Origin of the sequence: Streptomyces tritici (assembly GCF_048500665.1) — a bacterium.
Classification (GTDB): domain Bacteria; phylum Actinomycetota; class Actinomycetes; order Streptomycetales; family Streptomycetaceae; genus Streptomyces; species Streptomyces tritici.
The window spans coordinates 6,762,191-6,788,060 of sequence record NZ_CP183183.1 but is presented as its reverse complement, the minus strand read 5'-3'; the positions used below and the strand labels follow the sequence as shown (position 1 = coordinate 6,788,060).

General features: G+C 75.7%; 29 protein-coding genes. 21 read left to right on the top strand and 8 right to left on the bottom strand.

Features of this window, described 5'->3' with window-relative positions; genetic code table 11:
- Positions 1–104 precede the first annotated feature (104 nt).
- The 10 genes from ACNJ93_RS31180 to ACNJ93_RS31135 all read left to right on the top strand — a co-directional run bounded on the left by ACNJ93_RS31180 (position 105) and on the right by ACNJ93_RS31135 (position 11,123).
- A complete protein-coding gene (locus ACNJ93_RS31180; RefSeq protein WP_418960811.1) occupies positions 105–1,064 on the top strand; it encodes an NAD-dependent epimerase/dehydratase family protein in 960 nt (319 codons plus the stop codon).
- A 68-nt stretch (positions 1,065–1,132) separates the two neighbouring features.
- Entirely contained in the window at positions 1,133–2,842 is a 1,710-nt protein-coding gene (locus ACNJ93_RS31175) for a carbamoyltransferase (RefSeq protein ID WP_418960810.1), read from the top strand.
- Positions 2,830–3,909, top strand: a complete 1,080-nt coding sequence (locus ACNJ93_RS31170; protein ID WP_418960809.1) for a glycosyltransferase family 2 protein — start codon at positions 2,830–2,832, stop codon at positions 3,907–3,909. The genes ACNJ93_RS31175 and ACNJ93_RS31170 overlap by 13 nt, the downstream gene beginning before the upstream one ends.
- Complete coding sequence (locus tag ACNJ93_RS31165) at positions 3,906–4,526, top strand: D-glycero-alpha-D-manno-heptose-1,7-bisphosphate 7-phosphatase (protein WP_418960808.1); 621 nt, start codon at positions 3,906–3,908, stop codon at positions 4,524–4,526. The genes ACNJ93_RS31170 and ACNJ93_RS31165 overlap by 4 nt, the downstream gene beginning before the upstream one ends.
- Positions 4,523–5,584: a glycosyltransferase family 9 protein gene (locus tag ACNJ93_RS31160; protein ID WP_418960807.1), complete on the top strand. Its 1,062-nt coding sequence runs from the start codon at positions 4,523–4,525 to the stop codon at positions 5,582–5,584. Before ACNJ93_RS31165 ends, ACNJ93_RS31160 begins: the two co-directional genes overlap by 4 nt.
- Positions 5,581–6,543 carry a glycosyltransferase gene (locus ACNJ93_RS31155; RefSeq protein WP_418960806.1) on the top strand — a complete coding sequence of 321 codons (963 nt, stop codon included), beginning with the start codon at positions 5,581–5,583 and terminating at the stop codon, positions 6,541–6,543. Before ACNJ93_RS31160 ends, ACNJ93_RS31155 begins: the two co-directional genes overlap by 4 nt.
- Positions 6,540–7,886 (top strand): glycosyltransferase, encoded by a 1,347-nt coding sequence (locus tag ACNJ93_RS31150; RefSeq protein ID WP_418960805.1) that lies wholly within the window; start codon positions 6,540–6,542, stop codon positions 7,884–7,886. The genes ACNJ93_RS31155 and ACNJ93_RS31150 overlap by 4 nt, the downstream gene beginning before the upstream one ends.
- 110 nt (positions 7,887–7,996) lie before the next feature.
- On the top strand, positions 7,997–8,656 hold the full coding sequence (locus ACNJ93_RS31145) for a D-sedoheptulose-7-phosphate isomerase (RefSeq protein ID WP_418960804.1): 660 nt from the start codon (positions 7,997–7,999) through the stop codon (positions 8,654–8,656).
- Positions 8,653–10,098: a PfkB family carbohydrate kinase gene (locus tag ACNJ93_RS31140; protein ID WP_418960803.1), complete on the top strand. Its 1,446-nt coding sequence runs from the start codon at positions 8,653–8,655 to the stop codon at positions 10,096–10,098. The genes ACNJ93_RS31145 and ACNJ93_RS31140 overlap by 4 nt, the downstream gene beginning before the upstream one ends.
- A complete protein-coding gene (locus ACNJ93_RS31135; protein ID WP_418960802.1) occupies positions 10,095–11,123 on the top strand; it encodes a glycosyltransferase family 9 protein in 1,029 nt (342 codons plus the stop codon). Before ACNJ93_RS31140 ends, ACNJ93_RS31135 begins: the two co-directional genes overlap by 4 nt.
- A 14-nt stretch (positions 11,124–11,137) precedes the next feature.
- Here ACNJ93_RS31135 and ACNJ93_RS31130 read toward each other — a convergent pair whose 3' ends face one another.
- Positions 11,138–12,439 carry an MFS transporter gene (locus ACNJ93_RS31130; protein ID WP_418961589.1) on the bottom strand — a complete coding sequence of 434 codons (1,302 nt, stop codon included), beginning with the start codon at positions 12,437–12,439 and terminating at the stop codon, positions 11,138–11,140.
- 405 nt (positions 12,440–12,844) lie between these two features.
- Between ACNJ93_RS31130 and ACNJ93_RS31125 the strand changes: the two genes are divergently transcribed.
- Positions 12,845–13,615, top strand: coding sequence for an SDR family oxidoreductase (locus ACNJ93_RS31125; RefSeq protein WP_418960801.1), 771 nt, complete (start codon positions 12,845–12,847; stop codon positions 13,613–13,615).
- A 67-nt stretch (positions 13,616–13,682) separates the two neighbouring features.
- Positions 13,683–14,867, top strand: a complete 1,185-nt coding sequence (locus ACNJ93_RS31120; protein WP_418960800.1) for an alcohol dehydrogenase catalytic domain-containing protein — start codon at positions 13,683–13,685, stop codon at positions 14,865–14,867.
- A 105-nt stretch (positions 14,868–14,972) separates the two neighbouring features.
- On the opposite strand, the gene ACNJ93_RS31115 is transcribed toward ACNJ93_RS31120, so the two are convergent.
- Positions 14,973–15,446 carry a hemerythrin domain-containing protein gene (locus tag ACNJ93_RS31115; RefSeq protein WP_418960799.1) on the bottom strand — a complete coding sequence of 158 codons (474 nt, stop codon included), beginning with the start codon at positions 15,444–15,446 and terminating at the stop codon, positions 14,973–14,975.
- A 164-nt stretch (positions 15,447–15,610) separates the two neighbouring features.
- On the opposite strand from ACNJ93_RS31115, the gene ACNJ93_RS31110 reads away from it, so the two are divergent.
- Positions 15,611–16,777 (top strand): DNA topoisomerase IB, encoded by a 1,167-nt coding sequence (locus tag ACNJ93_RS31110; protein ID WP_418960798.1) that lies wholly within the window; start codon positions 15,611–15,613, stop codon positions 16,775–16,777.
- Between the two features lie 9 nt (positions 16,778–16,786).
- Here ACNJ93_RS31110 and ACNJ93_RS31105 read toward each other — a convergent pair whose 3' ends face one another.
- The 3 genes from ACNJ93_RS31105 to ACNJ93_RS31095 all read right to left on the bottom strand — a co-directional run bounded on the left by ACNJ93_RS31105 (position 16,787) and on the right by ACNJ93_RS31095 (position 18,288).
- Entirely contained in the window at positions 16,787–17,395 is a 609-nt protein-coding gene (locus tag ACNJ93_RS31105) for a hypothetical protein (protein ID WP_418960797.1), read from the bottom strand.
- Positions 17,396–17,537: 142 nt separating this feature from the next.
- Complete coding sequence (locus tag ACNJ93_RS31100) at positions 17,538–17,819, bottom strand: hypothetical protein (RefSeq protein ID WP_418960796.1); 282 nt, start codon at positions 17,817–17,819, stop codon at positions 17,538–17,540.
- 298 nt (positions 17,820–18,117) lie between these two features.
- Positions 18,118–18,288, bottom strand: coding sequence for a hypothetical protein (locus ACNJ93_RS31095; protein WP_418960795.1), 171 nt, complete (start codon positions 18,286–18,288; stop codon positions 18,118–18,120).
- Positions 18,289–18,420: 132 nt separating this feature from the next.
- Between ACNJ93_RS31095 and ACNJ93_RS31090 the strand changes: the two genes are divergently transcribed.
- Entirely contained in the window at positions 18,421–18,624 is a 204-nt protein-coding gene (locus ACNJ93_RS31090) for a hypothetical protein (RefSeq protein WP_418960794.1), read from the top strand.
- A gap of 77 nt (positions 18,625–18,701) precedes the next feature.
- Positions 18,702–18,938 carry a DUF6480 family protein gene (locus tag ACNJ93_RS31085; RefSeq protein WP_418960793.1) on the top strand — a complete coding sequence of 79 codons (237 nt, stop codon included), beginning with the start codon at positions 18,702–18,704 and terminating at the stop codon, positions 18,936–18,938.
- A 91-nt stretch (positions 18,939–19,029) separates the two neighbouring features.
- Here the strand turns inward: ACNJ93_RS31085 and ACNJ93_RS31080 are convergent, their stop codons facing one another.
- The 3 genes from ACNJ93_RS31080 to ACNJ93_RS31070 all read right to left on the bottom strand — a co-directional run bounded on the left by ACNJ93_RS31080 (position 19,030) and on the right by ACNJ93_RS31070 (position 22,028).
- A complete protein-coding gene (locus ACNJ93_RS31080) occupies positions 19,030–19,725 on the bottom strand; it encodes an HAD family hydrolase (protein WP_418960792.1) in 696 nt (231 codons plus the stop codon).
- Between the two features lie 108 nt (positions 19,726–19,833).
- Positions 19,834–20,937 (bottom strand): carboxylate-amine ligase, encoded by a 1,104-nt coding sequence (locus ACNJ93_RS31075; protein ID WP_418960791.1) that lies wholly within the window; start codon positions 20,935–20,937, stop codon positions 19,834–19,836.
- Positions 20,938–21,098: 161 nt separating this feature from the next.
- Positions 21,099–22,028 carry a SigB/SigF/SigG family RNA polymerase sigma factor gene (locus tag ACNJ93_RS31070; RefSeq protein ID WP_418960790.1) on the bottom strand — a complete coding sequence of 310 codons (930 nt, stop codon included), beginning with the start codon at positions 22,026–22,028 and terminating at the stop codon, positions 21,099–21,101.
- 283 nt (positions 22,029–22,311) lie between these two features.
- Here ACNJ93_RS31070 and ACNJ93_RS31065 point away from each other — a divergent pair, with 283 nt between their 5' ends.
- From ACNJ93_RS31065 to ACNJ93_RS31040, 6 genes are all read left to right on the top strand, one after another.
- The gene (locus ACNJ93_RS31065) at positions 22,312–22,857 is read left to right on the top strand and encodes a DJ-1/PfpI/YhbO family deglycase/protease (RefSeq protein ID WP_418961588.1); all 546 of its coding nucleotides are present in this window, start codon (positions 22,312–22,314) and stop codon (positions 22,855–22,857) included.
- Positions 22,858–22,890: 33 nt separating this feature from the next.
- A complete protein-coding gene (locus ACNJ93_RS31060; RefSeq protein WP_418960789.1) occupies positions 22,891–23,079 on the top strand; it encodes a CsbD family protein in 189 nt (62 codons plus the stop codon).
- Between the two features lie 124 nt (positions 23,080–23,203).
- Entirely contained in the window at positions 23,204–23,617 is a 414-nt protein-coding gene (locus tag ACNJ93_RS31055; RefSeq protein WP_418960788.1) for a nuclear transport factor 2 family protein, read from the top strand.
- The gene (locus ACNJ93_RS31050) at positions 23,614–24,114 is read left to right on the top strand and encodes a nuclear transport factor 2 family protein (RefSeq protein WP_418960787.1); all 501 of its coding nucleotides are present in this window, start codon (positions 23,614–23,616) and stop codon (positions 24,112–24,114) included. Before ACNJ93_RS31055 ends, ACNJ93_RS31050 begins: the two co-directional genes overlap by 4 nt.
- Positions 24,111–25,007 (top strand): alpha/beta hydrolase, encoded by an 897-nt coding sequence (locus ACNJ93_RS31045; RefSeq protein WP_418960786.1) that lies wholly within the window; start codon positions 24,111–24,113, stop codon positions 25,005–25,007. Before ACNJ93_RS31050 ends, ACNJ93_RS31045 begins: the two co-directional genes overlap by 4 nt.
- Positions 25,004–25,867 (top strand): NAD(P)H-binding protein, encoded by an 864-nt coding sequence (locus ACNJ93_RS31040; protein WP_418960785.1) that lies wholly within the window; start codon positions 25,004–25,006, stop codon positions 25,865–25,867. The genes ACNJ93_RS31045 and ACNJ93_RS31040 overlap by 4 nt, the downstream gene beginning before the upstream one ends.
- The last annotated feature ends 3 nt before the right edge of the window (positions 25,868–25,870 follow it).

Genomic DNA, 25,870 nt, shown 5'->3' with positions numbered 1-25,870 from the left:
CTCCGATTCGGTGAGATTCGAGGCGAATGCGAGGAGTAGCGCTGCTCCGCCCGGGTAACTGCCGGGCCGATGCAGTTCACCGTCCAGGCCGAGGAGTGTCCGCCATGGCCAGGTCCCACCCCCGCTGGGAACACGCCGTCGTGACCGGAGGTTCGGGGTTCGTCGGTTCCCATCTGTGCGCCGCGCTGCTCTCCGAGGGAACGGAGGTGACGTGCGTCGACGACTTCAGCACCGGCACGCCCGCCAATGTCGCGGACCTGCGGGAGCACCCGGGGTTCCGGCTGGTGGAGGCGGACGTCCGGGAGCCGCTCGCGGTGGACCGGGATCCCGATCTGGTCCTGCACTTCGCCTCGCCGGCGTCCCCCGCCGACTATCTGCGCCTGCCCGTGCACACGCTGGAGACGGGCAGCCTCGGGACGCGGAACGCCCTGGCCCTGGCGCATGCCTGCGGCGCCCGCTTCGTCCTGGCGTCGACCTCGGAGGTCTACGGCGATCCGGAGGAGCATCCGCAGAGCGAGCGGTACTGGGGCCATGTGAACCCGATCGGGCCACGGAGCGTGTACGACGAGGCGAAACGATTCGGCGAGGCGCTGACCACCGCCGCCGCGCGGTCCCGCGGCACGGACACCCTGATCGTGCGGCTGTTCAACACGTACGGGCCGCGCATGCGCGGCTACGACGGGCGGGCCGTGCCGACGTTCATCCGCCAGGCGCTGGCCGGCGAACCGCTCACCGTCTCCGGCGACGGGCGCCAGACCCGTTCGCTCTGCTACGTCGACGACACCGTGAGCGGCGTGCTCGCCGCGGCGGCGCACGGCATGCGCGGCCCCGTGAACATCGGCAACCCGTCCGAGATCTCGATGCTCGACCTGGCCCGCTGGATCGTGGACCTGACCGGCTCGGACTCCCCCATCCGCTTCATCGCGCGGCCCGTCGACGACCCCGCCGTGCGCTGCCCCGACATCACCCTGGCCCGGGACAAGCTCCAGTGGCAGCCCCGGGTCACCGCCGCGCAGGGTCTGCGGCGGACGATCGCCTGGTTCCGGTCCCAAGGGGCCGGCTGAACCGGCCCCTTCCGAGCGGAGCCGCGCCGCGAGCCGCCCGCTCCCCCGCACCCCCTCGAAAGGCCGTCATGCGCGTACTCGGCATCAACGCCCTCTTCCACGACCCCGCCGCCGCCGTGGTCGTCGACGGGATCACCGTCGCCGCCGCCGAGGAAGAACGCTTCTCCCGGCGGAAACACGGCAAACGGCCGGTGCCGTTCGCCGCCTGGGAACTGCCCGAGCAGGCCGCCCGGTGGTGTCTGGAACAGGCGGGTCTGCGCCCCTCGGACCTCGACGCGGTCGCGTACTCCTACGACCCCGCGCTGGCCCGCCCCGCCGCCGAGCTGGGACTCGACGACCCCTGGGACGGCCTGCGCCAGGACTACGCCCGGCACGCCCCCGGCTTCCTGGCCACGGCACTGCCCGGGCTCGACCGGGAGTCGGTCCGGTTCGTCGGGCACCACATGGCCCATGCCGCCTCGTCGGCCTTCGCCGCCGAGGACGCCGAGCGGTCCTCCGTCCTCGTCCTCGACGGGCGCGGCGAACGCGCCTCGCACCTCGCCGCCCGGCGCGTCGGCGACCGGCTCGAACCGCTGCACGCGCAGGAACTGCCCGAGTCGCTCGGCCTGGTCTACGAGGAGCTGACCGAGCACCTCGGGTTCCTGCGCTCCTCCGACGAGTTCAAGGTGATGGCGCTCGCCTCGCACGGCCGGCCCCGGATGCTCGCGGAGCTGCGGCGGTACGTGCACCCCACCGGCGACGGCGGTTTCGTGGCCCACGGGGTGCCGTGGGGCGAGCTGTGCCCGCCGCGCGCCGGGGACGAGCCGTGGACCGCCGCGCACGCGGACGTCGCGGCGAGCACGCAGGCCGTCCTGGAGGAGACGCTGCTCGACCTGGTGCGGTGGCTGCACGGCCGGACCCACGACAGCGTCCTCACCCTCGCCGGCGGTGTCGCGCTCAACTGCGTGGCCAACGCGCGGATCGCGCGCGAGGGCCCGTTCTCCCGCGTCTGGGTGCAGCCCGCGGCGGGCGACGCGGGCACCGCGCTCGGCGGGGCCCTGCTGCTGTCCGCGCAGGCGGGCGACGGGCCGGAGCCGATGCCGGGTGCCGACCTCGGCCGGGAGTGGTCGGACGCGGAGCTGGCCGCGCGCCTGAAGACGGCGGCCGTGCCCTTCGAACGGCCTCCCGACATCGCCGCCGCCGCTGCGGACGTGCTGGCCTCGAACGGCGTCGTGGCCTGGTTCCAGGGCCGCTCCGAGTACGGTCCGCGCGCCCTCGGGCACCGCTCGCTCCTCGCTCATCCCGGGCACGCCGGGAACCTGGAGCGGCTGAACGACATCAAGGGCCGTGAGCAGTTCCGGCCGGTCGCGCCGATGGTGCTCGCCGAACGCGCCCCCGAGATCTTCGACGGCCCCCAGCCGAGCCCGTACATGCTGTTCGTGCACGACGTCGCCCCGCACTGGCGCGACCGCATCCCGGCCGTCGTGCACGTGGACGGCACGGCACGGATCCAGACCGTGGACCGGCGGCAGGAACCGCTGGTGGCCCGGATGCTGGAGGCGTTCGAGCGACGGACCGGGCTGCCGGTGGTCGTCAACACCAGCCTCAACACGGCCGGCCGGCCCATGGTCGACGACCCGCGCGACGCCCTGGAGTGCTTCGGCTCGACACCGGTCGACCTGCTCGCGATCGGGCCGTTCGCGGTCCGCAGGAGCGACCTGTTCGACCGGTCCGCCGAGGCCGCCGGCGACGCCCCCGGCGCCAACGGCTTCACCACGCGAGAAGGGTGCGCCCAGTGAGCGCCCGTCCGCGCGGCCCCCGGTACGCGGTGGTCGTCCCGACCGTCGGCCGGCCGAGCCTGCAGCGCTGCCTGGAGGCCCTCGCCCGGGGCCGCGGGCCGCGGCCCGAGCGGGTGGTGATCGTCCACGACCGGCCCGCGGCCGACGGCACCGCGCCCCCGCTGCCCGTGCCCGCCGAGCTGCGCGCGGTCACGGAGGTCGTCCCGGGCCCGGCCCGCGGCCCGGCCGCGGCACGGAACACGGGCGCGCGGCTGGCCGGAGACGTGCCGTGGATCGTCTTCCTGGACGACGACGTCGTCCCGTCGCCGGAGTGGGCCGAGGACCTCGCCCGGGACCTGGCGGACGCGCCGGACGGCACGGGTGCCGTGTCCGCGCGGATCGACGTTCCCCTGCCGGCCGACCGCCGCCCCACCGACGGCGAGCGGAACACGGCCGCGCTGGCCACCGCCCGGTGGATCACGGCGGACATGGCCGTGCGCAGAGCGGCCCTGGAAGGGGTCGGCGGCTTCGACGAACGCTTCCGCCGCGCCTACCGCGAGGACGCGGACCTGGCGCTGCGGCTGCGCGACGGCGGCTGGGACCTCGTACGGGGCCTGCGCCGCACGGACCATCCCCCGCGCGAGGCGGACCGCTGGCTGTCCGTCCGCCAGCAGGCGGGCAACGGCGACGACGTCCTGATGCGCCGGATCCACGGTCCCGACTGGCGCGAGCGCGCCGGGGCGCCGGCGGGGCGGCTGCCGCGGCACCGTGCCGTCACCGTGCTCGGGGCCGCCGCGCTCGCCGCGGCGCTCGCCGGCCGGCGCCGGACCGCCGCCCTGTGCGGCGCGGGCTGGGGCGTCCTGACCGCGGAGTTCACCCTCGCCCGGGTGCTGCCCGGGCCGCGTACCCGCGCGGAGGTCCTCGACATGATCCTCACCAGCGTGGCCATTCCCCCGGCCGCCACCTGGCACTGGCTGCGCGGCCTGGTCGTGCACCGCACCGTGCCCAGGGGGCCGGCCGGGCCGGCCGAGCCGGCCGTGCCACCGGCCGTGCACGACGGGGCCGCGCGCGCGGAGGCCGTCTCGTGAGCGCCGGCGCGGCTCGGGAGCCGTGGGTGTCGGTGGCCGCCGACGCCCCGGACCGGGCCGCGACGCCGCGCGAGGACCTGCCGGACGCCGTCCTGTTCGACCGGGACGGCACGCTCGTCGTGGACGTGCCGTACAACGGCGATCCGGACCGGGTCGTCCCGCTCCCAAGCGCCGCGGAGGCCCTGGACCTGCTGAGGGGGCTCGGGATTCCCGTGGGCGTGGTGAGCAACCAGTCCGGTGTGGGCCGCGGGCTGCTCACGCGGGAGCAGGTGTGCGCGGTGCGGCGGCGCGTGGACCGGCTGCTCGGGCCCTTCGACGTGTGGGCGGTCTGTCCGCACCTCTTGGACGACGGCTGCGGCTGCCGCAAGCCCGCCCCGGGGCTCGTGCTCGCCGCCTGCGAGCGGCTGGGGGCCAGGCCCTCGCGGACGGTGGTCGTCGGCGACATCGGCAGCGACATGGCCGCCGCCCGCGCAGCCGGCGCCCAGGGCGTCCTCGTCCCCACCACGGTCACGCTTCCGGACGAGATCGCCGGGGCGCCCATGACCGCGCCGGACCTCCTCGCGGGCGTCCGTCTCGGGCTCGCCGCCTGCGGCCGGCTCCTCGGCGGTGTGCCGTGAGCGCGGCCCCGCGCACGCTGGTCGTGCGGCTGGACAGCGCCGGTGACGTCCTGCTGGCCGGGCCGGCGGTGCGCGCCGTGGCCGCGGGTTCCTCGTGGACCGGGATGCTGTGCGGCCCGGCGGGCGCGCCGGCGGCGCGGCTGCTGCCCGGGGTGGACGAGGTGCTGGAGTACGACGCTCCCTGGGTCGGGCTGGAACCTCCGCCGGTGTCGGCGGGCGCGGTGCGACGGCTCGTCGAGGCGGTGGCGGCGGGCCGGTACGACCGGGCGCTGGTGCTCGTCTCGTACCACCAGAGCCCGCTGCCGGCGGCGCTGCTGCTGCGGCTGGCCGGGGTGCCGTGGATCGCCGCCGACAGCGAGGACTACCCCGGCGCCCTGCTCGACCTGCGGCACCGCCGCGGCGAGGGCCGGCACGAGGCGAAGGCCGCTCTCGACCTGGCGCGCGCGGCGGGATTCCGCCTGCCGCCCGGCGACGACGGCCGGCTGCGGGTGCTGCCCCCGCCGGAGACGGCGCGTCCGGCCGAAGACGGCCCGTACGTGGTGGTGCACCCAGGCGCGGCGGTGCCGGCCCGGGCGTGGACGCCCGCGCGGGCGGCGCGCGCCGTGGAGGCGCTGCACACGGCAGGCCACCGGGTGGTGGTCACCGGCGGACCGGCGGAGCGCGCGCTCACCGCGCACGTCGCGGGCCGGCACGGAGTCGACCTGGGGGGCCGGACGACCGGCCTGGGCGACCTCGCGAGTGTCCTCGCCCGGGCCGGTTCCGTCGTCACCGGCAACACCGGCCCGGCGCACCTCGCGGCGGCCGTCGGGACGCCGGTGGTCTGCCTGTTCGCCCCGGTGGTGCCGGCCGAGCGCTGGCGGCCCTACGGGGTGCCCCACGTGCTGCTCGGCGACCAGGGGGCGCCGTGCGCCCTGACCCGGGCGCGGGTCTGCCCCGTACCCGGACATCCGTGTCTCGACGGGGTCACCGACGCGGAGGTCGTCGCGGCGGTGACGGCCCTGCTGGAGGGCCGCTCCGGTCCGGCCGTCGCGGCCGGGACGAGAGGAGGTACCGCATGAACATCCTGCTGTGGCACGTCCACGGGTCCTGGACGACGGCGTTCGTCCAGGGACCGCACACCTGCCTGGTGCCCGTCACGCCCGACCGCGGCCCCGACGGCCGGGGCCGGGCCCGGACCTTCTCCTGGCCGGACTCGGTGCGCGAGGTCGCGCCGGAGCGGCTGCGCGACGAGCCCGTCGACCTGGTCGTCCTGCAGCGGCCGCACGAGGAGGAACTGGCCGCCCGCTGGCTGGGCCGCCGCCCCGGCCGGGACGTGCCCGCGGTGTACGTGGAGCACAACACGCCCCGGGGAGAGGTCCCGCTGACCCGTCATCCGATGGCCGACCGGCCCGACCTCACCCTCGTGCACGTCACCCATTTCAACCGGCTGCTGTGGGACAACGGCACGACCCCGACCACCGTCGTCGAGCACGGCGTGGTCGATCCGGGCCACCGCTACACGGGCCGCCTCGCGCGCGCCGCGGTGGTGGTCAACGAGCCGGTGCGGCGGGGCCGTTTCGTCGGCACGGACCTGCTGCCGGACATCGCGCGGACCGTGCCGCTGGACGTCTTCGGGATGCGGACCGAGGGGCTGGCCGCGCACCTGGGGTTGCCGCCGGACCGCTGCCGCACCGAGGACCTGCCCCAGGCGCGGCTGCACGAGGCGATGGCCCAGCGGCGGGTCTACCTGCACCCCGTGCGCTGGACGTCCTTGGGACTGTCCCTGCTGGAGGCGATGCACCTGGGTATGCCGGTCGTCGCCCTCGCGACCACCGAGGCGGTCGAGGCGGTGCCCCCGGGCGCCGGAACCCTGTCGAACCGCCCGGAGGTGCTCGCGGAGGCGGCCCGGCGCTATCTCGACGACCCGCACGCGGCCGCCGCCGACGGCGCGCGCGCCCGTCAGGCGGCCCTCGAACACTACGGCCTCAAGCGCTTCCTGGACGACTGGGAGCGCCTCATCACGGAGGCATGCTCATGACTTCGCTCTCCACTCCCGCGAACCCGGATTCTCCCGCGAGCCCGGATTCTCCCGCGACCGGGGCGACGCCGGCGCCCTCGCCGTCCTCCCCGGCCCGTCCGGCGTCCGCCGGCACGGGGGCCGGCCCGCCGCTCTCGGTGGCCCTGGTCTCCGAGCACGCGAGCCCGCTGGCCACCCTGGGCGGCGTGGACGCGGGCGGCCAGAACGTGCACGTCGCCCAGCTCGCGGGCGCGCTCGCCGACCGGGGGCACCGCGTGACCGTGTACACCCGGCGGGACGACTCCGCCCTGCCCGTGTCGGTGCCGCTGCGCCCCGGGGTGCTGGTCCACCACGTGCCGGCCGGTCCCGCCGAGCACCTCCCGAAGGACGAACTGCTCCCCCACATGGCGCCGTTCGCCCGCTATCTCGCCGGCCTGTGGCGCGCGGAGCCGCCCGACGTGGTCCACTCGCACTTCTGGATGTCGGGCCTGGCCGCCCTGTGGGCGACGCGGGGCACGGGCGTGCCGCTGCTGCACACGTACCACGCCCTCGGCACCGTGAAGCGCCGCCACCAGGGCGCGGCCGACACCAGTCCGCCCAGCCGCATCCGGCACGAGACGGACGTGGGCCTCGGCTGCGACCGGGTCATCGCGACCTGCCGCGACGAGGTGGAGGAGCTGGCCGCCATGGGCGTCGCCCGCGCCAAGACGGACATCGTGCCGTGCGGCGTCGACCCGGCCGTGTTCCGGCCCGACGGGCCGGCCGCGCGGCGCGGGGCGCACCGGTACTCGCTGCTGCACCTGGGCCGGCTCGTGCCCCGCAAGGGCGCGGCCGTCTCGATCGCCGCCCTGGCGCGGCTGCCCGAGGCCGAACTGGTGATCTCCGGCGGACCGCCGCCGGACCGGATCCGCGAGGACCCGGAGGTACGACGCCTGCGCGGCCTCGCCGAGGAGGCGGGCGTGGCCGACCGGGTGCACTTCACCGGGGCGGTGCCGGCGCCGGCCGTGCCGGTCCTCATGCGCGGCGCGGACGTCGTGCTGTGCCCGGCGGACTACGAGCCGTTCGGGATCGTGCCGCTGGAGGCCATGGCCTGCGGGCGGCCGCTGGTCGCGAGCGCCGTCGGCGGCCAGCTGGACACCGTCGCCGACGGGGTGAACGGCCTGCTGGTGCCGCCGCGCGACCCCGGTCTGCTGGCCGCCGCGGTGCAGCGGCTGCTCGACGACCCCGGGCTGCGCGCCCGGTACGGCAGGGCGGGGCGGGATCGCGTCCTCGCACGCTACTCGTGGCGCTCCGTGGCCGCGGCCACGGAGGAGTCCTACCGGGCGGTCCGCACCACGCACGCCCCCCTGGCCGGAGCACTCTGACCCACCCGGGCCGCCGGGGCAGCCCGGCGGCCCGGACGAGACAGGCGAAGGAGGTGCGGCCGGTCCCGGCGGACCCCGCAGTCCCCCGCACGGGACACCGGCCGACCACCATGAACGAATCCCAGACCTACGAGGACGCCAGGCTCCACTGCCGGGCCCTGTGCGAGGCGGTCGACCGCCTCGACGGAGCGGACCTGCAGCGGCTCGCCCGCTGGGGACGCCGCCTCGCGGCCGTGGCCACCAACGGCGGGCGGCTGCTCGCCGCAGGCAACGGCGGCAGCGCCGCGCAGGCGCAGCACCTGACCGCGGAGCTGGTCGGGCGGTACCGCGACGACCGTCCCGCGTACTCGGCGCTGTCCCTGCACGCGGAGACGTCGAGTGTCACGGCCATCGGCAACGACTACGGCTTCGAGCAGGTCTTCGCCCGGCAGGTCGCCGCTCACGGCCGGGCCGGGGACGTCCTGGTCCTGCTGTCGACCTCGGGCCGGAGCCCCAATCTGCTCTCCGCCGCGATGACGGCCAGGTCCCGCGGGCTGGGCGTGTGGGCGCTGACGGGGCCCGCGCCGAATCCGCTGGCCGAGGCCGTGGACGAGGCGCTGACCGTCGAGGCGAAGGCCACGGCCACCGTCCAGGAGACGCATCTGGTGGCCGTGCACCTGCTGTGCGAGTTCTTCGACGCGTCCCTCGTCGGGAACGCGAACGGGCAGGCGGCGGCGGGCCGGCCGGCCGCCGCGCACGACGGGTCGCCGCTCTCCGGGAGGATGCCGTGAACCGTGGTCCGCTGGTCGTCGTCGGCGACCTCCTGCTGGACGAGGACATCGAGGGCGAGGCCGACCGGCTGGCGCCCGACGCGCCCGCGCCCGTCGTGGACGTGGCGGGCGTGCGCAGGCGGGCGGGCGGGGCCGGACTCGCCGCGCTGCTGGCGGCGCGTCCGGGCGCGCGGCGGGGCCTCGAGGTCGTCCTCGTCACCGCTCCGGGCTCCGACGCGTCCGCAGCGGCGGCGCTGAAGTGCCTCGGGGACCGCGTCCGGGTCGTCGCGCTCCCCCTGGACGGCACGCTGCCGGTGAAGACCCGCGTCCTGGCGGGCGGGCGGCCGCTGGTCCGGCTCGACCGGGGCGGCGGCCGTCCCGGCAGACCGGGGGCGGAGGTGCTGGGCACGCTCGCCGGGGCCCGTACGGTGCTGGTCTCCGACTACGGGCGGGGCGTCGCGGGCGTGCTGCGCGAGGCGCTCGTCGCCGCCGCGCGGCGCGTACCGGTCGTGTGGGACCCGCACCCCCGGGGCGGCGCGCCCGTGCCGGGCGTGCGGCTGGCGACGCCGAACGCCAAGGAGGCGGCGGCGTTCAGCCCGGTGGGCGGCTCGTCGCTGCGGGCGCACGCGGAACGGGGAGCGGACCTGGCCGAGCGGTGGGGCGCCACGCACGTGGCCGTCACCCTCGGGTCGCGCGGGGCGCTGCTGACCCGGGCCGGTTCGACCGCGCCGCTCCTGGTCCCGGCGCCGCAGGTCACGGGCGGCGACCCGTGCGGCGCCGGGGACTGCTTCGCGGCCGCTGCGGCGGTGGCGCTGGCCGCCGGGGCGCTGCCGGAGGAGGCGGTGGAGCGGGCCGTGGCCGAGGCCGCCGGGTTCGTCGCGGCAGGAGGGGCCTCGGCGGTGTCGGTGGACGACGGTGGGCGGGCCGGGGATGCGGGGTCTGCCGGCGACGCGGTCGAGGCGGTGGGACCGGCGGCGCCCGAGCCGCCGGGGGACGCCTTCGCGGTCGCCCGGCGGGTGCACGAGCGCGGCGGCACGGTCGTCGCGACGGGCGGCTGCTTCGACCTGCTGCACGCCGGGCACGTGGGCCTGCTCGAACGGGCGGCCGGCATCGGCGACTGCCTCATCGTCTGCGTCAACTCGGACGCCTCCCTGGCCCGGCTCAAGGGCCCGGGCCGCCCGCTGACGCCGCTCGCCGACCGGATGCGCGTGCTGTCCGCGCTGGCCAGCGTGGACGCGGTCGTCTCGTTCGACGAGGACACCCCGGAACGTCTCCTGGAGGCGCTGCGCCCCGACGTGTGGGTGAAGGGCGGCGACTACGCGCCGGACGGTCTGCCCGAGAGCCGCGCCCTGCGCCGCTGGGGCGGCCAGACCGTCGTCCTGCCGTACCTGGACGGCAGGTCCACGACCTCCCTCGCCCGGCGTGCCGCCCGGGCGGCGACGGCAGGAGGGTCCGGCCGATGAGCGAACCGGCCCGTCCCCCCGTCCCGGCCGCCGGCCCCGCCGACGGCCGGCCGGTGCTGCTGGTGCTGCGGGCGCTGGGGCTCGGCGATCTGCTGGCCGCCGTGCCGGCGCTGCGCGCCCTGCGGCGCGCGTACCCCGGCCACGAGCTGGTGCTCGCCGCCCCGGCCGAGCTGGCCGGGGCGGTACGGGCGGTGGGCTGCGTGGACCGGCTGCTGCCCGCCGGAGCGCCCGGGCGGCAGGTCCCGGACCGGCTGCCGCCCGGCGCGGGGCGGCCGGAGCTGGCGGTGAACCTGCACGGCAGGGGTGCGGCCAGTCACCGGCTGCTGGAGACGCTGCGGCCGCGGCGGCTGTGGGCGTTCCGGCATCCGACGGTGCCGGAGGTGCCGGGCCCGGCGTGGCTGGAGGACGAGCACGAGCGGGTGCGCTGGTGCCGGCTGCTGCGCTGGTACGGGGTGACCGCCGATCCCGACGACGTACGGATCGAGGCGCCCCCGGCGCGCGGGGCGCCGAGCGGCGCGGTCGTGGTGCACCCGGGGGCCCAGGCGGCGTCCCGGCGCTGGCCTGCGGACCGGTTCGCGGCGGTGGTGCGGGCGGTCCGCCGGGCGGGCGTTCCCGTCCTGGTGACGGCCGGACCGGGCGAGGCGCCGCTGGCCCGGTCGGTCGCGGAGCGCGGCGGTCTGGCGCCCTCGGCGGTGCTGGGGGCGGACCGCCGGCTCACGTTCGAGGAGCTGTGCGCCGTGGTCGGCGCGGCGCGCTGCCTGGTGGTGGGCGACACGGGGCTGGCGCATCTGGCGAGCGCCCTGGGGGCGCGTTCGGTGGTGCTGTTCGGACCGGTGTCCCCGGAGCTGTGGGGGCCGCCGCGGGACGGGCCGCAGGTGGCGCTCTGGCATCCGAACGGCGACGGGGGCGCGGGGCGGCCCGGGGATCCGCACGCGGACGTGCCGGACCCCCGGCTGCTGCGGATCACGGTCGACGAGGTCCTGGAGGCCGTGCTCGCGCCCGCGGCCGGAGGGGCGCGGCCGTGAGCGGGCTCACCGGGTCAGGCCGCGCTCTCCAGGGCCGGCCGGACGGGCGCGGCCAGGGCCGGTTCGGTCACCGGCCCGACGACCGGGGCGGTGCCGGCGATCCGGACGGGCCGGGGAGCCGGGACGGCGCGGTTCTTGCGGGGGCCGCGCAGCAGCCAGCCGGCGCTGACCGCGGCCGCGACGACCAGGCCGCCGGTCACCAGGGCGCCGCGCGCCCCGAGGACCTCCATGAGCAGGCCCAGGGCCGGCGGAGCGGCCAGGCCCCACAGGGTGCGCACGCTGTTCCAGGCGCCGAGGACACGGCCGCGCATGTGGGGCGGCGGGTCGGTCTGGAGCAGGGTGTTCTGCGCCGTGTCGGTGACGGACTCGGCGACGGCCAGGGGCAGGGCGAGCACCACCAGGAAGGCCAGGGAGGGCGAGAAGCCGGCGAGGACCTGCAGCAGCGCGCCTCCGGCGGTGAGCGCGGCGACCAGGCGGACCCGGGGGCTGCGCAGCCGCGCGCCGAGCACGGCGCCGACGATGCCGCCGACGGCGAGCGCGGTGGAGACCGCGCTGAAGGAGCTCGCGGAGCCGGCCATCGGGCCGGTCACCAGGACCGCCAGGGTCAGCGAGTAGTTCCGGCCGAACAGGGCGCTGACCGCGTTCAGCCCGGCGAGGGCGACCAGGCGGGGACGGCGGGCGAAGAAGAGCAGGCCGCCGCGGACGCTGGTGTCGGCCGCCTCGGGACCCGCGGCCGTGGGTGCGGCGTCGGCGGCGGGGCCGCCTCGGCCGGTCATCAGGGGCAGGAAGGGGATCACCGCCGCGACGAAGAAGAACGACAGCCCGTTGGCGACGTAGGCGGCGGCCGTGCCGAGCGCGGCGACGGTGATGCCGGCCAGCGCGGCGCCCGCGAGGCGGCCCGCGCTGTGGACGAGGGAGCCGACGCCGATGGCGGAGGGCACGTCGCGCACGGGGACGAGGTCGTTGCCGAGGAGCGCGCAGGCCGGCCCGTCGACGGTGGCGATCAGGCCGGTGACGACGGCGAGCCCGATGAGGACCGGCAGGTTCAGCCCGTCGGTCGCCACGAGGAACGCCGTGGCCAGGGCGACGAGGCCCAGGGCCACCTGGGCGACGGTCGCGGTGACCTTGCGGGGCCAGCGGTCGACGGCGGCGCCGCCGAGCATGCCCACGAGCAGGCCGGGAGCCGCCTGGGCGGAGATCGACAGGCCGGCCGCGGCGGGCGAGCCGGTGATCTGCAGCACCAGGAGGTTCTGGACGGTCAGCTGCATCCAGGTGCCGGTGTTGGACACCAGATGGGCGAAGGCCCACCAGCGCATGCCGCGGTGGCGGAGCGAGCGCCACGGCGACCGGTCGTCGGCGGGACGGCCGCGCCGCGACGGGGACGCGGTCGAGGAGGACGTGGACGGGGAGCGGAGCAGGCGTGGGGAAGGCACGGAGTCACCTGGGGCAGCGCGGAACGCGTACGCGGGGCAGGGGAAATGGGGCGGGCGGAGCACTCGCGTTCCGGTGTGCCGAGGGTGCCGGCACCCGGCTGGCGGGCCGGGGCCCCATCGTGGCAGACGGTCCCCGAGAAGAGGGATCGCCTGTCTCGGGGTCCGTCGCGCACGGGCCGCTCACCACCCCAACTCCCCGTCCGCGCACCGGTCGTGGGTACGGCGTGGGCTTGCTCACACCGGCGCGGAGCAGACCGTTCGGAAGGCACGAGAGGAGTGAGGTACGTCATGAGCAGTGGAGTGCAGATCACGCTCGACGGCCGGCGGGCCCTGGTGACCGGCGGCGCGCGCGGGTTGGGCGCGGCGATCGTCCGCGGGCTGGCCCGGGCCGGAGCGGCGGTCGTCGTGGCCGACGTCCGGCAGGAGCAGGCGAAGGAGCTGTGCGAGAGCCTGATCGCGGAGGGCCGGCAGGCCCGGCCCGTCGCCCTGGACGTCCGGGACCCGGAGGCGGTGGCCGAGCTGTTCGAGGAGCTCGACGCCCACACGGGCACGCCGGACGGGGCGGCGGGCGAGGCGGTGGACATCCTGGTGAACTGCGCGGCCGTCGACGTGACGAAGTCGGTGGCCGAGCTGACGGCGGAGGAGATCACCCGGGTGATCACGACGGACCTGCTCGGTCCGATGTACCTGTGCCGTGAGGCCTACCGCCGCATGGTCGCCGCGGGCGGCGGCCACATCGTGAACATCCTGTCCACGGCCGCGGTCGGGACCTGGACCGAGGCCGGCCCGTACTCCGCGGCCAAGACGGGGCTGCGGGCGTTCACCCACACCCTCTTCAAGGAGGCCCAGCGGGACTGCCCGGGCATCGGTGTGACCGGGGTCATCGCGGGCGGGATGGAGACGCCGTTCATCATGGACCGCTTCCCGGACACCGACACGGCCCTGCTGCAGAGCCCGGAGGTCGTCGCGGACGCCGTGATGTACGCCCTTTCCGTGCCGCCGGGCAGCGCCGCCGCCGAGCTGGTGGTCGTGCCGCGGCGGGAGGTGTCCTGGCCGTGAGCCCGGGCACTCGCCCCACACGGCCGCCCGCCGCCGGACGGCCGGTGACCGACGGAAGGTGGCCGCCATGAAGGCCGTGACGTGGCAGGGCCGGCGGAAGGTCTCGGTGGAGACCGTGCCGGACCCGGTGCTGCAGGAGCCCACGGACGTGATCGTGCGGATCACGACGAGCGGGCTGTGCGGTTCGGATCTGCACCTGTACGAGGTCCTCGGCCCGTTCCTCGACCCGGGCGACGTGCTGGGGCACGAGCCGATCGGCGTGGTCGAGGAGGCGGGCGACGGGGTGCACCGGCTCAGACCGGGCCAGCGGGTCGTCGTGCCGTTCAACCTCTCCTGCGGCACCTGCGCGATGTGCGCCGAGGGGCTGCACTCGCAGTGCGAGACGACGCAGGTGCACGCCTACGGCACCGGGGCCGCCCTGTTCGGCTACACGAAGCTGTACGGGCAGGTCCCCGGGGCCCAGGCGGAGTATCTGCGGGTGCCGTTCGGGAACACCCTGCCGATCCCCGTGCCGGACGGGCCGCCGGACGACCGGTTCGTCTATCTCTCGGACGTGCTGCCGACCGCCTGGCAGGCCGTGGCGTACGCGGAGGTGCCGAGCGGCGGTTCGGTCGCGGTCCTGGGCCTCGGCCCGATCGGGGACATGGCCTGCCGCATCGCCCTGCTGCGCGGGGCCGGGACGGTGATCGGCATCGACCCGGTGGCCGAGCGCCGCCTGCGCGCGGCCGCCCGCGGGGTGCACGTCCTGGATCCCGTCGAACTCGACTCACAACTGGTCGACGCCGTACGGGATCTGACGGACGGCCGGGGGCCGGACGCCGTCATCGACGCGGTCGGCATGGAGGCGCACGGCGCCCCCGTCGCCCAGACGCTGCACACGCTCGTCGCCCATCTGCCCGACACGCTCGCCCGGCGTCTGATGCGCCGGTTCGGCGTGGACCGGCTCTCCGCGCTGCACCTGGCGGTGGAGCTGGTGCGGCGCGGCGGGACCGTGTCGCTGGTCGGGGTGTACGGGGGCGCGGCGGACCCGATGCCGCTCCTGGTCATGTTCGACAAACAGCTGCGGCTGCGGATGGGCCAGGCGAACGTGCTGCGCTGGGTCCCCGACCTGCTGCCGCTGCTGAGCGACGACGACCCGCTGGGCGTCGACGACTTCGCCACGCACCGGCTGCCACTGGCGCAGGCCCCCGAGGCGTACGAGATGTTCCAGACCAAGCGGGACGGGGCGGTGAAGGTGCTGTTCAAACCCTGAGGCCGGGCCGCCGCGGCGGACGGCCGGGCGGCGGGGACGCGGTGCGCGCCTCGCCGCCCGTGCCGTGTCCCGCCGCCAGTGCCGTGTTCCGCCGCGGCGGGCGCGTCAGTCGTCGGCGCTCGGGACCTCCAGCGGGTCCTCCGGCGCCGTCGCGCGGTCGGCCTCCATCCGCTCGCCGAGGGCGAGCAGGCGCTTGCGCCCCATGGCCTTGCGGACCTCGGGGAACCACTCCTTCTCCTCCTCCTCGACGTGATGGCGCACGTACTCCATGAGCACCGTCATCTTGGCGTCGAACCGCTCGTCCTTCGGGTCGAGTCCCCGGAGTTCGGAGAGCATCCACAGCACGGTGTGGTGCTCCTCGACGCTCTCCAGGACGTGGTCGGTGGTCTCGGGGGCCGTCTCGCGGGCGGCCGGGTAGAAGACCCGCTCCTCGATCCAGGCGTGGGTGGTCAGCTCGCGGATCACCTCGTCGGCGATGTCCCGCTTCCGGTCGTGCGCGTCGTCGCCGGCCCGCTCGAACTCCTTGAACAGCTTCTCGACGGTCTTGTGGTCCTCACGGAGCAGCACGATGCCGTCCATCGGTGTCCTCCTTCCCGGGGGCGTCGCCCCGCCCGGGCGGCCGGGGCGCTCCACACCTGCGACTGCCCCGGCGGCACGGCACGAACCGCCGGACCGGCGGCGGGCGCGGGCGTGGTGTGCGGCGGGCCCCGTGTGGGACGGCCCCGACGGGGCACCTTTCCTGCATGCGGCTGCGGACGAGCGATCCGGAGCGGCCGGGCTGGCAGCGGGTCCGCCACGGCCGCGGTTTCCGCTATCTCGACGAGGCCGGCTGGCCGCTCCCGGCCGCCGACCGGGCCCGGGTGCGGGCCCTCGTGATCCCGCCGGCCTGGCGGGACGTGTGGATCTGCCCGTGGCCGAACGGGCATCTGCAGGCCGTGGGCACGGACGCGGCGGGCCGCAGGCAGTACCTGTACCACGAGGAGTACCGGGCCCGGCAGGAGCGCGCCAAGCACACCCACGTGCGGGAGGTCGCCGAGGCCCTGCCCCGGCTGCGGAAGGCCGTCGAACAGGACCTGACCCGGAGAGGGCTGTGCCGCGAACGGGTGCTCGCCTGCGCGGCGCGCCTGCTCGACCTGGGTTTTCTGCGCGTCGGCGGCGAGCGGTACCAGCGCGACAACGACTCGTACGGGCTGTCGACCCTGCGGCGCGAGCACGTCCGGCTCGCGCGCGGCCGGCTCGTGCTCGACTTCTCCGGCAAGGCGGGGAAGCGGATCACCCTGGACGTGGCCGACGAGTCGGTCCGCCGGGTGGTGCGCGCTCTGCTGCGCCGCAACGGCGGCGGGGACCGGCTCTTCGCGTACTGGGAGGGCCGGACCTGGCACGATCTGCGGGCCGACGAGCTGAACGCCTATCTGCGGGAGCGGTCGGGCACGGAGATGAGCGCCAAGGACTTCCGGACCTGGCACGCCACGGTCCTGGCCGCCGTGGCGCTGGCGGTCTCGGAGCAGGCCGGCCGGGATTCGGTCACGGCGCGCCGCAGGGCGGTCCGCCGGGCCGTGTGCGAGGTCGCCGACTACCTGGGAAACACGCCGGCCGTGTGCCGGACCTCGTACATCGCGCCCCGGGTCCTGGAGCGGTACGCCGAGGGCGAGACCGTCTCCGCCGCGCTCGGACGGCTCGGGGAGCACGGGGAGTTCGGCCATCCGGCCACGCAGGGCGCGGTGGAGCGGGCCGTCCTGGACCTCCTCGACGGGGAGGGGGCGCACACGAAGTCGGTGCGCGAGGGCGCGGCGCGTACGGGCGCGACACCTGCGGCGACGACGCGTTCGGGTTCCGCGCGTACCCGTACGGGCTCGGCTCGCGCGGGCGCCGCACGTAAGGCGTCGCGTTCCGCGCGCCCGGGCGGGTAGTCCGCCGCGTCAGGGACGGTCGGAGCCGGGCGGACGGTCGGGGCCGGGCGGTTCGCCGGGGCGGCCGGCGTCGCCGGAGCCGTCCGTGAGCAGGTCGTCGAAGAGGACCCGGTAGAGCACCATCGCGCCCCGCAGTTCCTCGGTCGTGACGCCCTCATCCTCCGACGTGCTGCGTGTCTTGATCTCGTGCGCCGCCCGGTAGTTCTCCAGGGTGCGGCCGTGCTCCACCGAGAGGTCCCGCAGGCGCTGCTCGTAGTTCTCGGTGGGGTAGCCGCGGTCGTGCATGAGCGAGGTCACCAGGACGTCGGCGTCGCGCACCGCGTCGCGGGGCCGGTCGACGAACTCCTCCTGCACGCCCCGCCACTCCCGCGCGTAGCGCTCCTTCACGCCGCTCGACAGCGGCGTGAGGTCCAGGGACGCATGGCGCTTCTCGCGTTCCTCCAGGTCCCGTTCGGCGGCCCGCCGGCCGCCGGCCTCCTCGACCGCGCGGTCGTACTCGGGGCCGAACTGTTCGCGCAGCCGCCCTCGCCGCCGCCGGTCCAGGACCACTGCCACGGCGATCAGCAGGATCACCACGGCGGCGGGAATGACGATGGCCAGAATCGTTCCGGTCGACATCGGCCTCGCCCCCTTGCCTCTTGTCCTCGACCCCGCGGCTGCCCCGCGCCCGCGACCTGAAACCGCTGGTCACGGGCGCTGGGCCGGGGGTCTGGTGGGTGTGCTCCGGGGTCCGCTCAGTGTGTCCGAGCCGGTCCCCGGGTCAGGGTGCCGCCCCGCTCTGCGGACGGTGGAGGGCGGTCAGCGGGCCGACGGCGGTGAGCGGTATGCCCAGTTCCTCACAGATCCGGCGGGCCCGCGACAGGGCGCTCAGGGACGCGGGCGAGGGATCGGAGGTGGGCAGCTGGACGCGGACGAGCCGGGGGCGGTGCGCCTGGACGAGGGCCTCGGCCTCCAGAACGGCCGCGGCCCTGCTCGCGACGTCGAGGTCACGCAGGAGCGACAGATGGAGGACGCCGTCCTCGACGACGTGGCTGATGAGCATGACGGTCTCCTTCCGCCGGCCGGCGGCACGGGGCCGTACGGCGTGCTCGGGGCAGGGCGGCCCGAGGCCGCTCGCCCGGTGTGCGGAGAGGCGTGCTGCATGCGTCCTTTCGGGAACGAGTCCGGGATCGGTTCCGGGGCGGACGGATCGCGTCCCCGGCGGCCGACCGGTGCCCGCTCGACGGGCACCCGGTGTTCCCGGCGCTGCGCCCCGGCTCGTAACGAACAGGCTAGGCAGACACAGGAGTGATCGCATGCGGACGCATGCGATCACTCCTGTGGGCGTCTTCTGCCGTCGGCTAGGACTCCTCGTCCTCCTTCTGGTAGGGAGGCGGGTCCACCGGGGGTTCGGGGTCATGCCATTCCTCGGCCCGCGTGGGGTGCCCGGAACGGACCTGACCCTCGACCTCCTTCTTGCGTTCGTCGTCCAGCCGGGGCCCGGACTTGTTGCTGCCGCGCTGACGCGTCATCGCCGTCCTCCTGCTCTTCGATGGCTCGCGGATGGCTCACTCCCCACGCGGCTACCCGGACGGGACGAATGAAACCGGCCGGGCGGGTCAGACGCCCCACGGAACCTTTTCGTCGGACGGCAGGAGACCGCGATGAGCAATCCGCAGACACCCCAGCAGCGGCGCAGCGGCCGCGGCGGCGCGACCCCTCAGGAGAGCGCGTCGCGGAAGGCCGGACAGTCGTCGGGCCCGCCGGAGAAGCGCGGCCGTCCGCACGGCACGGACAAGGGCGAGCGCGGCGGCGGCGAGGGCGGCGGAGTCCCTCCCGACCAGCGGGGACGCCCGGACTCCGACTGACCACGGGGCGCCGCCCGGTTCCCCGTCAAGGCGTGCGTGCCCGGCACGCCGGGCACGTGCTCTGAGAGGTGATGGTCATGACCGTCCCGAGCAATCCCGACCCCGACCCCCGCACCACTCCGGGCCTCGAGCCCGGCGGCGGCGTGCCTCCGGGCGAGACGCCGCCCGCGGAGACGGGGACGAGCACAGGCGTCGGCCCGCACCGGCGCCCGACCCGCGGCTGGGCCGGCGGCCCGCTGTTCGTCCTGGGTCTGATCGTCGTCGCCGTGGCGCTCTTCTTCGCGGTGTACGCCATCGTCCTGGCCACCCGCTGATCTCCCGCGCGGCGCACGTGCGGCCGGCCCGGTTCCGCCCGGGCCGGCCGCACGTGCGCCGCGGCGATCCGCGGTTTCGGGGCGAGTGGTCTCAGGACCGCGACGGCGGCCTGGACAGCGGGCCGGCGTCGATGCGCCGGAGCAGCTCACGGGGGTTCTGGCAGACGAGGACCGCGCCCGCGGCCTCCAGTTCGGCGCGCGAGATGCCGCCGGTCAGCAGGGCGATGCAGCGGACGCCCGCACGGCCGGCGGCCTCGACGTCCCACACCGTGTCGCCGATGAAGAGGGCGTCGTCCGGGTCGGCGCCGACCGTCCCGAGCGCCGCCTCGACGAGGTCGGGGGCGGGTTTGGTGGTGTCCACGTCGCCGCCCGAGGTGGCCGCCGCGATGACGTCCTCCGCGTCGAGCCGGCGGCGGATCGCGGCCACCTCCTCCTCGGAGGCGGAGCTGGCCAGGACGACCTGCCAGCCGCGTGCGGCCACCGCGCGCAGCAGCTCGGCGGCTCCGTCCAGCGGCTGCAGGACGTCGTACCAGGTCGCGTAGAGAGTGCCGTGCGCGTCGGAGAGGGCCTTGTCCTCGTCGCGCCGGCGCCCCTCGCCGAGCACCTCGTCCAGGAGGCGGTCGGAACCCATGCCGATGGCGCGGTGGATCCGCGCCATCGGCACGTCGTGGCCGTACCGGCGCAGCGCCTGCCACCAGGTGAGGGTGTGCAGGTAGTTGGTGTCGACGAGGGTTCCGTCGAGGTCGAACAGGGCGACGCCGCGGTCCGCCGTGCGGTCACCGGTCATCGCGTCCTCCTTCAGCGGACGTCATGGGCTTCTCCTTCTCCGGACGTCAGGGTCGTGGTGGTCGTGGGGCCGTGGTGGAGCGTCGCCGTCGCGTCCGCTCCGGGAGCGTCACGCGGCCGTGCTCGTCAGCGCGGCGAGCCCGTCCACCACGTCGGTGAACCGCCCGTGCCTGCGGTAGGCGGCGCGCTGCCGGGCCGCCCCGGCGCCGTGGGCGCGGATCCGCTGCCACTCGCGCCGTACGTGCTCGGTGTCGCCGACCGCGTCGAGGCCCGGCCGGGCCCGGGCGAGGAGCCGGTCGACCAGCTCGACGGCCGGCCGCGCCTGGCCGGTGTACGGGTCGATGCCGAAGCCGGACAGTCCGTGCCGGGCGGCCAGTTCGTGGGCCAGCATGAGGCGGCGGAGCGGGACCCGGGGCACGCGTCTGCCGTCGAGCACCTCGGCGAGCAGGGACGAGGCCAGGCCGCGGACGAGCGCGGCGAGCAGGACGACGGTGTGGACGTCGGCGTTGGCGTCGGCGACCCGGATCTCCAGGGTGGGCACGTGCTCGGAAGGCCGGGCGTACCAGTACAGCATGCGCCGGTCGAGCACGGCGCCGGTGCGCACCAGCTCGGCGACATGCGCGAGGTACTGCGCCTCGTCGAGGTGCGGGGCGGGGCCCACGGTGGGCCAGCTGGCGTACTGGACGGAACGCCAGCTGTCGAAGCCGGTGTCGCGGCACCGGGCGAAGGGCGAGTTGGCCGTCAGGGCCTGGAGGACCGGCAGCCAGGGCGCCATCCGGCTGGACAGCGCGAGGGCGAGTTCCCGGTCCAGGGTGCCGACGTGGACGTGGCAGCCGCAGACCACGCCGTCCGTCCTGCTGAAGCGGGACGCGAACCGGTCGGCCATGGTGTGGTAACGCTCCGTCTCGGTGATCGTCAGCGGCCGCTCGGGCGGTACGGCGGGCACCCCTGTGGCGACGGGGCGGCAGCGTTCCCGCGTCGCGCTCCGGGCGACGACCCCCCGCATCCAGGTCAGCTCGTCGTACAGGTCGCGGCAGGCGGCCGTGGGCCGGGAGGCCGTCTCGACCTGGGCGTTGAAGAACTCCGTCTGGACCTGTGCGCCGAGTTCCCCGCGCGCCGCGGCGATGACCTCCGGGCCGCGGTCGACCGGGGCACGGCTGCCTCGATCCACGAGGATGAACTCCTCCTCGACTCCCATCGTCAGGATCTTCATGGCTGCTCCTCGTGTCGGCCTGCGACTACCCGCCCTCGGCGGCCCCACCCGTCCCGCGTGCCCTCTCCTGCGGCTCCGGTCGCGACGGCCGGGCGCACGACGGCAAGGGGCCGGCCCGCGGAGACCGCGGGCCGGCGGGAAGGCGGGCCTGGGGGCTGCGGTCAGCGACCCGTCGCGCCCGCCGAGGAGGGGCGGCAGGGGCCGTCGTCGAGGAGGCCCGCCCGGAGCTGCTCGAGGATGCGGATGAGCAGCCGCGAGATGTGCATCTGGGAGAGTCCGAGCCGTTCCCCGATCTCGCTCTGCGTCAGCCCCTCGCCGAAGCGCAGGGAGAGGATGCGGCGGTCCCGCTCGCCGAGCTGGGCGATCAGGGGCTTCAGGGAGGTGAAGTCCTCGATCAGCTCGTACGCGGGCTCGGCGCGGGCCAGGCGCCGGGAGCCCTCCCGGGGGCCGTCCTCGGCGTCCTCGGAGACCTCCAGGGAGCGCGCCGTGTAGGCGCGCGAGGCGAGCTCGCCCTCGGCGACGCGTTCCTCGGGCAGGCCCAGGTGGGCGGCCACCTCGGCGCGGGTCGGGCGGTGTCCGAGCCGCTGTTCCAGGACGTCGGCGGCCTTGGCCATGTCGACGCGGAGTTCCTGGAGGCGCCTCGGGACGCGCACGGCCCAGCTCGTGTCGCGGAAGAACCGTTTCATCTCCCCGACGACCGTGGGCAGGGCGAACGCGGAGAACTCGACGCCGCGCAGGGGATCGAACCGGTCGATGGCCTTGATCAGGCCGATCGTGCCGACCTGGACGATGTCCTCACGCTGCTCGGGGCGGTTCCGGAAGCGGCGGGCGGCGAAGCGCACGAGGCTCAGGTTGAGCTCCACCAGGGTGTTGCGGACGTAGGCGTGCTCGGGGGTGCCTTCCTCCAGTTCCCGCAGGCGGAGGAAGAGGGCCGCGGAGAGGGTCTGGGCCCGGTCCGTGGACACCTCCGTCGGCTGGTCGATCTCGGGCAGGCCGTTCAGCGCCTCGCGGCGGATCTCCGCGGCCGGCACGTCGGCCTCCGGCGGCCCGGTGGACTGCTGGGCGGTGGGGCGAACCCTTGCAGGGGACATGAGGCTCCTTCGACGGTGGCGATGGGCTGCGCCGCGGCGAGGGCCGCGGCGGGGTCCGTCGGTCGAGCGTCCTGACGGAACCATTCCCGATACCGGGTGGTTTGACACGGTTCCTCCGGATTACTTCGCCGGTCGCACGACCGGACACGTTCCGCGCATGAACCCCGCCGATGCGGGCAGCGGCGCACGGAAAGTACCTTTTGTTCCGTCCCCACGGCACCTCGGATGCGCCCGGTGCCCGGCTCGGTGACCCGGAAGGAGTGACATCGTGACGCTCGAAGGAATGAACGTTCTGGTCCTCACCACGAATTACGGCACGGAGCAGGACGAGCTCAGCAAGCCGATGGCGTCCCTGCGCAAGGCGGGCGCCCGCGTCACGGTCGCCGCACCCCGCAACGAGCCCGTCCTGACCCTGGTCTCGGACCGGCGGCCGGGAGCCGTCGTCGAACCGGACACCGTTCTCGACGACGCCGACGCACGGGACTACGACGCCGTCGTGGTGCCCGGCGGCACGGTGAACGCCGACCGGCTGCGCACCGACGACCGGGCGCGGAAGCTCGTGGCGGACTTCGCGGAGGCGGGCAAGCCGGTGGCGGCGGTGTGCCACGGCCCCTGGCTCCTCGTGGACAGCGGGGTGGTCCGGGACCGCGAGCTCACCTCGTACCCCTCGCTCCGTACGGACCTGGAGAACGCGGGGGCGAACTGGCGGGACGAGGAGGTCGTCGTCGACACCTCCGGCGGCCACCCGCTGATCACCTCCCGCAGGCCCGGCGACCTCGACGCCTTCACCACGGCGATCACCAAGGTCCTGGAGGACCGCGTCCATTGACCCACGGATCGGCAGCGACGAAAGGAACCGGTCATGCGCAAGGGCGACGTCCAGAAGAACAAGGGAAAAGCGAAGGAGGCCACGGGCAAGGCCACCGACGACACCACCCAGGAGATGGAGGGCAAGGCCGAAAAGATGACGGGCAAGGCACGTGAGGGCATGGAGAAGGTCGCCCGCCGTGCCAAGTCGGCAGGCCACGACACCAAGAAGCGCGCGTCCTAGACCCGCGCTCCCCGGGAAGGCGCGCCCTCGGACGTGCCTTCCCTCTCGTGCCTGCATGATCCTGCACGGGACCGTGCAGCCTTTCCCGCCCCATGGCGCCGGGCCGCTGGCGATGATGGCGCGCATGGAGCGAATGGACCGACTGGACGTCGTCGACACCTGCACCCGCATGGCCTGGTACGCCGATCACCGCGACTGGGACGCCCTCGCCGGAGTGTTCGCCGACAAGACCACCCTGGACTACACCAGCCTCGACGGCGGCGAGCCCGTCACCCTCACGCCGGCCCAGATCGTGGACGGCTGGCGGGCGGGGCTGGGCGCGTACGCCGCCACCCAGCACCTTCTCGGCAACCACCTGGTCACCGTCGACGGCGACCGCGCGGAGTGCACCGCGTCCTTCCAGGCGACGCACCGCAAGAGCGACGACTCGCTGTGGACGCTCGGCGGCACCTACCGCTTCGACCTGGCCCGCACCGCCGACGGCTGGCGCATCACCGGCGTGGTGATGACGGCCGTCTGGAGCGACGGCGAGCGATGAGCGCCCGGCGCCTCGCACTGACGGCGGCGGCGGTGCTGCTCACGGCGGGGACGGCGGGCTGCACCACGACGGGCGACGGCACGCCCGGGCCCTCCGGGAAGGGGCGGGGCGCCGCCGGGCCCGTACCGTCGTCCGGCGCGCCGGCGCCTCCGTCCGCCGCGACCGGCGCGCCGCGCGGCCCGCTGGATCCGGCCGCGCGGCGGTACCTCGACGCCGTGGCGAACCGGGACGCCGACGCCGTCGCGGCCGCCTTCGCCCCGGACGGGCTGGTCGTCGACGTCGGACGGGAGATCCGCGGCCGAGACGCGATCCGGAACTGGGCCGCGGCCGAGGTCGTCGGCGGCGCCTACACCCTGCTCGACCACACGCCCCACCCCGGCGGAACGACCCTGCTGGTCCGCTTCCGCCCCGGCGGCGCCGGCGACGGCTTCCGCGCCCGGTACCGCTTCGACATCACCGACGGACTGATCACCCGAGCCACGTTGGAGTACGCATGACGCGCACGAACAAGGTCACCTTCGACAGCGAGGGCGTCGAGCTGACCGGCAACCTCTTTCTGCCGGACACCGCGGACGCCGCCGGACCGCTGCCCGGCGTCGTGGTCGCCGGCACCTGGACCAGCGTCAAGGAGCTGATGGCCGACCGGTACGCCGAGCGGCTCGCCGCCCGCGGATACGCCGCGCTGTCCTTCGACTTCACCGGCTTCGGCGAGTCCGGCGGCGAGCCCCGGGACGTCGAGGACCCGGCCCGCAAGGTCCGGGACATCCACCACGCCGTCACCTTCCTCGCGGCGCACGACGCCGTCGACGGCGGCCGGCTGGGCGCTCTCGGCATCTGCGCGGCCGCGATGTACATGTCGGACAACACCGCGCACGACCCCCGGGTCCGCTCGCTGGCGCTCGTGGCCCCCTGGCTGCACGACGCCGCCGTCTGCGAGGACGCCTACGGCGGCGCGGAAGCGGTGGCCGAACGGGTCAAGGCCGGTCGCGAGGCCCGTGCCCGCTACGAGGAGACGGGCGAGGTCGACTACGTGCCGGTGGTCTCCGCCACGGACGAACGCGCCGCCATGCCCTACGACATCGACTTCTACCTCAACCCCGAGCGCGGCGGCATCCCCGCCTGGCCGAACCGCTTCGCCGTCATGTCCTGGGCGGACTGGCTCACTTACGACGCCGTCGCCCTCGCGCCGCGGATCGACCGGCCGACCCTGCTCGTGCACAGCGAGGACGCGGCGATCCCGGAGGGCGCCCGCCGCTTCCACGCGGGTCTCGCGGGGCCGAAGGACATCCTGTGGACGCAGGGCACCCAGTTCGACTTCTACGACACCGAGCCGCAGGTCTCCGTCGCCGTCGACGCGGTGGCCGCCCACTTCGGCCGGACGCTGTCGTGATCCTCGTCACCGGGGCCACCGGGAACGTCGGCGCGGAGGTCGTCCGGGCACTGGTGCGCGCCGGCGAACCCGTCCGCGCGCTGGTCCGCCGCCCGTCCGGGTCCTCCGGTCCGGCGGGGTCCGCCGACCCGGCCGGGCGGCCGGCGGCCGTCGAGGAGGCCGTCGGCGACCTGGACCGGCCCGACACGCTGGAGCCCGCCCTCGACGGCGTCCGCGGGGTGTTCCTGCTCCCGGGCTACCGCGACATGGACGGTCTGCTGGCCCGGATGCGAGGGGCCGGAGTGGAACGGGTCGTGCTGCTCTCCAGTCTCGCCACCGTCGCGAGCGACACCGACAACGTCCTGTCGCGGTACATGATCGACTCCGAGCGGGCGGTCCGGGATTCCGGCCTGGCCTGGACGTTCCTGCGGCCCAACGCCTTCATGTCGAACGCGCTGCGCTGGCTGCCGCAGCTCCGCGCCGGCGCGACCGTCAGGGACTCGTTCGGCACCGTGCCGGTCGCCTCCGTCGACCCGTACGACATCGCCGCCGTCGCCGTCCGTGCCCTGCTCGACCATGGCCACGCCGGGCGCGTCCATCCGCTGAGCGGCCCCGAACCGCTGCTGCCGGCGCAGCGGTTGGAGGTGCTGGGCGACGTGCTCGGGCGCGAGCTGCGCTTCCGGGCCCTGTCGGACGAGGAGGGCCGGGCCGAGATGGCCGCGTCGGGGGTGCCGGAGCCGTACATCCACGCGTTCTTCCGCTTCTACGGCGACGGCACCCTCGACGAGTCCCGGGTGTACCCGACCGTCGAGGAGGTGACCGGGACTCCGCCCCGCAGTTTCCGGGACTGGGCCCTCGCCCACCGCTCGGCGTTCGAGTGACGG

Excerpts from the sequence above, each read along its gene's own strand:
- ACNJ93_RS31095 (WP_418960795.1), bottom strand. The coding sequence starts at position 18,288 with ATGACGCGTCAGCGCGGCAGCAACAAGTCCGGGCCCCGGCTGGACGAC.
- ACNJ93_RS31065 (WP_418961588.1), top strand. The coding sequence starts at position 22,312 with ATGAACGTTCTGGTCCTCACCACGAATTACGGCACGGAGCAGGACGAG.
- ACNJ93_RS31050 (WP_418960787.1), top strand. The coding sequence starts at position 23,614 with ATGAGCGCCCGGCGCCTCGCACTGACGGCGGCGGCGGTGCTGCTCACG.
- ACNJ93_RS31120 (WP_418960800.1), top strand. The coding sequence starts at position 13,683 with ATGAAGGCCGTGACGTGGCAGGGCCGGCGGAAGGTCTCGGTGGAGACC.
- ACNJ93_RS31130 (WP_418961589.1), bottom strand. The coding sequence starts at position 12,439 with ATGCGCTGGTGGGCCTTCGCCCATCTGGTGTCCAACACCGGCACCTGG.
- ACNJ93_RS31115 (WP_418960799.1), bottom strand. The coding sequence starts at position 15,446 with ATGGACGGCATCGTGCTGCTCCGTGAGGACCACAAGACCGTCGAGAAG.
- ACNJ93_RS31125 (WP_418960801.1), top strand. The coding sequence starts at position 12,845 with ATGAGCAGTGGAGTGCAGATCACGCTCGACGGCCGGCGGGCCCTGGTG.
- ACNJ93_RS31145 (WP_418960804.1), top strand. The coding sequence starts at position 7,997 with ATGAACGAATCCCAGACCTACGAGGACGCCAGGCTCCACTGCCGGGCC.
- ACNJ93_RS31055 (WP_418960788.1), top strand. The coding sequence starts at position 23,204 with ATGGAGCGAATGGACCGACTGGACGTCGTCGACACCTGCACCCGCATG.
- ACNJ93_RS31100 (WP_418960796.1), bottom strand. The coding sequence starts at position 17,819 with ATGCTCATCAGCCACGTCGTCGAGGACGGCGTCCTCCATCTGTCGCTC.
- ACNJ93_RS31175 (WP_418960810.1), top strand. The coding sequence starts at position 1,133 with ATGCGCGTACTCGGCATCAACGCCCTCTTCCACGACCCCGCCGCCGCC.
- ACNJ93_RS31150 (WP_418960805.1), top strand. The coding sequence starts at position 6,540 with ATGACTTCGCTCTCCACTCCCGCGAACCCGGATTCTCCCGCGAGCCCG.
- ACNJ93_RS31180 (WP_418960811.1), top strand. The coding sequence starts at position 105 with ATGGCCAGGTCCCACCCCCGCTGGGAACACGCCGTCGTGACCGGAGGT.
- ACNJ93_RS31110 (WP_418960798.1), top strand. The coding sequence starts at position 15,611 with ATGCGGCTGCGGACGAGCGATCCGGAGCGGCCGGGCTGGCAGCGGGTC.
- ACNJ93_RS31045 (WP_418960786.1), top strand. The coding sequence starts at position 24,111 with ATGACGCGCACGAACAAGGTCACCTTCGACAGCGAGGGCGTCGAGCTG.
- ACNJ93_RS31085 (WP_418960793.1), top strand. The coding sequence starts at position 18,702 with ATGACCGTCCCGAGCAATCCCGACCCCGACCCCCGCACCACTCCGGGC.
- ACNJ93_RS31070 (WP_418960790.1), bottom strand. The coding sequence starts at position 22,028 with ATGTCCCCTGCAAGGGTTCGCCCCACCGCCCAGCAGTCCACCGGGCCG.
- ACNJ93_RS31080 (WP_418960792.1), bottom strand. The coding sequence starts at position 19,725 with ATGACCGGTGACCGCACGGCGGACCGCGGCGTCGCCCTGTTCGACCTC.
- ACNJ93_RS31060 (WP_418960789.1), top strand. The coding sequence starts at position 22,891 with ATGCGCAAGGGCGACGTCCAGAAGAACAAGGGAAAAGCGAAGGAGGCC.
- ACNJ93_RS31135 (WP_418960802.1), top strand. The coding sequence starts at position 10,095 with ATGAGCGAACCGGCCCGTCCCCCCGTCCCGGCCGCCGGCCCCGCCGAC.
- ACNJ93_RS31090 (WP_418960794.1), top strand. The coding sequence starts at position 18,421 with ATGAGCAATCCGCAGACACCCCAGCAGCGGCGCAGCGGCCGCGGCGGC.
- ACNJ93_RS31075 (WP_418960791.1), bottom strand. The coding sequence starts at position 20,937 with ATGAAGATCCTGACGATGGGAGTCGAGGAGGAGTTCATCCTCGTGGAT.
- ACNJ93_RS31155 (WP_418960806.1), top strand. The coding sequence starts at position 5,581 with ATGAACATCCTGCTGTGGCACGTCCACGGGTCCTGGACGACGGCGTTC.
- ACNJ93_RS31105 (WP_418960797.1), bottom strand. The coding sequence starts at position 17,395 with ATGTCGACCGGAACGATTCTGGCCATCGTCATTCCCGCCGCCGTGGTG.